1 protein-coding gene is annotated in these 1,406 nt (G+C 75.5%); it reads left to right on the top strand.

Going from position 1 to position 1,406, the window contains the following annotated elements:
- Positions 1–38 precede the first annotated feature (38 nt).
- Complete coding sequence (locus EF918_RS35730) at positions 39–1,406, top strand: diacylglycerol kinase family protein (protein ID WP_312847897.1); 1,368 nt, start codon at positions 39–41, stop codon at positions 1,404–1,406.

Genomic DNA, 1,406 nt, shown 5'->3' with positions numbered 1-1,406 from the left:
GGAGAGGAAGCAGGGGGCTGGGGACGGGAGGTCTCCGCGTGAACACGTGCTGGAAGGCACGCGCTGCCCTGCTGTCGGGCGCCGCCGCCCTGGTCGTCATGGTGCTCTTCGCCGGCTTCCGCAGCATCGCCCTGGTGGCGGTGGGCCTGCTCGGCGCGGCCGTCACGGCCGCCGGCGGTTGGTGGCTGGTGGCGCACCGGGGCCTGGTGCGCTGGCTCGGCGTGGTCGTCGCCGTACTGGCGCCCGCGACCCTCGTCGCCGCGTACGTCTCCGCCGGGCTGCTGTGGGTGGTGCTCTGCGCCGTGGCGCTGTGGCTGCTGGCGCTCGGCGCCGGGAGGTCGGCGCTCGCGGACGTCAGCCCGGGCGCCCTGTCGGTCCGCCGGGCCGTACCGCCCCGCCGCCCGTACCTGATCATGAACCCGCGGTCCGGCGGCGGGAAGGTGGGCACCTTCCGGCTCCGCGAGAAGGCCGAGGCCCTGGGCGCGGACGTCGCCCTGCTCGACCCGGAGCACCCGCAGGACGTCGCGGCCCTGGCCCGCGAGGCCATCGACCGCGGCGCCGACCTCGTGGGCGTCGCCGGCGGCGACGGGACCCAGGCACTGGTCGCGGGCGTCGCGGCGGAGCGCGGGATCCCCTTCCTGGTGATCCCGGCCGGCACCCGCAACCACTTCGCCCTCGACCTCGGCCTCGACCGGGACGATCCGGCGACCTCCCTCGAAGCCCTGACCGATCCGGTGGAGGCGCACGTGGACCTCGGGCACATCGGTGACCGGGTCTTCGTCAACAACGCCTCGTTCGGCGCGTACGCGGCGGTCGTCCAGAGCCCGGCCTACCGCGACGACAAGCTCCGCACGGTCCTGCGCACCCTGCCGGACCTGCTCAGCCACCAGAACGGCCCGCGGCTGACCGCGACGGTCCACGGCACGACCGTAGGACCGGCACAGGCCCTGCTGATCAGCAACAACCCGTACGTCCCCGGGGACCTGTCCGGCCTGGGCCGGCGCGCCCGGATGGACGGCGGCACCCTCGGCGTGCTGGTCGTGGACGTCACCAACGCCGTGCAGGCCGCGGGGATCCTGCGGGGCCGCCGGTCCTCCGGACTGGTGTCGCTGGACGGCACGGAGGTCGTGGTGGACGCAGATGCCCCGGTCGTCCCGGTGGGCGTCGACGGCGAATCACTCACCCTGCCCACCCCGGTCCACTGCCGTACGGACCCGGGCGCACTCCGCGTCTACCTGCCCCGCCACCGCCCCGGCCGCCGCAAGGCCGTGCGCATGAGCTGGGCCGAAGTCCGGAGGCTGGCCCTGACGATGGGCCGCGCGGCGGCCGGGGCGGTGGCGGGGCAGGTAGACGCGGAGTGCGCCCGGGTCCGTACGGCAGTGGACCGGGGTGGGCAGGGTGAGTGA

The organism is Streptomyces sp. WAC06614, assembly GCF_003949795.1.
Taxonomy (GTDB): Bacteria; Actinomycetota; Actinomycetes; order Streptomycetales; family Streptomycetaceae; genus Streptomyces.
This window is presented reverse-complemented; position numbering and strand designations above follow the sequence as displayed.